General features: G+C 71.3%; 3 protein-coding genes. All 3 read left to right on the forward strand.

The window, feature by feature from the left end; all coding sequences use genetic code 11:
• The coding region (locus tag G6017_RS06180; RefSeq protein ID WP_241731397.1) for a 3-hydroxyacyl-CoA dehydrogenase NAD-binding domain-containing protein at positions 1-1,111 on the forward strand (1,111 nt) is incomplete at its 5' end.
• Positions 1,111-2,097: an NAD(P)H-dependent flavin oxidoreductase gene (locus G6017_RS06185; RefSeq protein ID WP_182616474.1), complete on the forward strand. Its 987-nt coding sequence runs from the start codon at positions 1,111-1,113 to the stop codon at positions 2,095-2,097. The genes G6017_RS06180 and G6017_RS06185, both read left to right, overlap by 1 nt.
• Positions 2,094-2,418: enoyl-CoA hydratase/isomerase family protein (locus G6017_RS06190; protein WP_182616472.1), on the forward strand; the 325-nt coding region annotated here is incomplete at its 3' end. The genes G6017_RS06185 and G6017_RS06190, both read left to right, overlap by 4 nt.

Here is a 2,418-nt window from a genome sequence, read left to right on the forward strand (position 1 = left end):
CTATTCGGAGAAGCTCGTCGCCAAGACCGTCGCCCGCGCCGCCGAGGGCGAGGCCCGGGACGCCGCGCAGGCGAAGGGCGAGGCGCTCCTGGCGCGCATCACCCCCACCACCGACGCCGCGGCCGCCTCCGGTGCGCAGGCCGTCATCGAGGCCGTGTTCGAGGACCCGAAGGTCAAAGAGACGGTGTTCGCGGAGATCGCGCCGCACATCGCCCCGGACGCGCTGCTGTGCTCCAACACCTCGACCCTTCCCATCACCATGCTCGCGGGCGGCGTGGACCGGCCGGCCGACTTCATCGGCCTGCACTTCTTCTCGCCCGCCGACAAGATGCCGCTGGTCGAGATCATCAAGGGCGCCGAGACCTCGGAGGATGCCCTCGGGCGCGCCCTGGCCCTGGTCGCGCAGATCGGCAAGACCCCCATCGTCGTCAACGACTCCCGCGGGTTCTTCACCTCGAGGGTCATCGGGACCTTCACCAGTGAGGGCATGGCGCTGCTCGCCGAGGGCGTCCCCGCGCCCACCGTCGAACAGGCCTCCTCGCAGGCCGGCTACCCGGCGCCGGTGCTCGCGCTGATGGACGAACTCACGTTGACCCTGCCCCGCAAGATCCGTGACGAGGCCCGCCAGGCGGCCGAGGCAGAGGGCCGGCCGCTGCCCGACCACCCGGGCAACGCCGTACTCGACACGATGATCGACGAGCACGACCGCAAGGGCCGCTCCACCGGCGCCGGCTTCTACGAGTACACCGACGGCAAGCGCTCCGGACTCTGGCCGGGCCTGGCGGAGGCTTTCGGCCCCGCCACCGAGATCCCGCTGCAGGACGCGATCGACCGGATGTTGTTCGCCGAGGCGATCGAGACCGTCAAGTGCCTCGACGAGGGCGTGCTGGAGACCACCACCGACGCCAACGTCGGCTCGATCCTGGGCATCGGCTTCCCGGGCTGGACCGGCGGCGTCGCCCGCTACATGGACCAGTACCCGGGCGGCCTGCCCGGCTTCGTCGCCCGCGCCGAGGAGCTCGCCGAACGCTACGGGGACCGTTTCACCCCGCCGGAGTCCCTGCGGTCCAAGGCCGCCTCCGGCGGCACCTACGAGGAGGTCCAGCCGTGATCCGTACCCGCTTCACCGAGGAGTTCGGCGTCCGTCATCCGATCGTCCAGGGCGGCATGATGTGGGTCGGCCGCGCCGAACTCGCGGCCGCCGTGTCCGAGGCGGGGGCGCTGGGAATCATCACCGGGCTCACCCAGCCGACGCCCGAGGACCTGGTCCGCGAGATCGCCCGGTGCCGGGAGATGACCGACCAGCCCTTCGGGGTCAACCTCACGATCCTCCCGTCGATCACGCCGCCCCCGTACGCGGAGTACCGCCAGGCGATCGTCGAGTCGGGCGTGAAGATCGTCGAGACCGCCGGGTCCAACCCCAAGGACCATCTCCCTGTCTTCCACGACGCCGGCGTCAAGGTCATCCACAAGTGCACCTCCGTGCGGCACGCACTCAAGGCTGAGAAGCTCGGCGTGGACGCCGTCTCCATCGACGGCTTCGAGTGCGCCGGACATCCCGGTGAGGACGACGTCCCCGGTCTGGTGCTCATCCCCGCCGCGGCGGCCCGGCTGACCATCCCGATGCTGGCGTCCGGAGGCATCGCCGACGCCCGCGGCCTCGTGGCCGCACTGGCCCTGGGGGCCGACGGCGCCAACATGGGGACGCGGTTCATGTGCACGGCCGAATCGCCGGTCGCGGACCAGGTCAAGCAGCAGATCGTCGCCAACTCCGAGCTCGACACCACGCTCATCTTCCGCACGCTGCACAACACCGCGCGGGTCGCGGCGAACGCCGTCTCGGCGGAAGTGGTGGCCAGGGAGGCCGAGGGCGTGGAGTTCTCCGACATCCAGCACCTCGTCGCCGGGGCCCGGGGCCGCAAGGTTTTCGAGGACGGCGACCTGGACGCCGGCATCTGGTCGGCGGGTCAGTGCCAGGGCCTGATCGACGACGTGCCCACCGCGGCCGAGCTGGTCGACCGCATGATGGCCGAGGCCGAGTCGATCATCACCGACCGGCTGGCCGGCATGGTCGCCGCCGCGGAGACGGTCCGATGACCCCCACGGGCCGGGACGCGGTCATGGTCGACCGCGACGACCTGGGTGTCGCGACTATCAGCATCAACCGACCCGACCGGATGAACGCGCTCGACCACCCGACGGTGAGCGCACTGGTGGAGATCATCTCCGAGCAGAGCCTGGACCCCGACACCAGAGTCATCGTGCTCGCCGGCGAGGGCGGGGCGTTCACCACCGGGGCGGACCTGCAGGCCATCCGGGACGGGGCCGGGACGGACGAGGCGCCCAGCCCCGAGGCCACCATGACCAGCGCCGCCGAGCTGGTGCGGGCGGTGCTGACCGCCCCGGTCCCGGTGATCG

Source organism: Dietzia sp. B44 (assembly GCF_014145245.1).
Classification (GTDB): Bacteria; Actinomycetota; Actinomycetes; order Mycobacteriales; family Mycobacteriaceae; genus Dietzia; species Dietzia natronolimnaea.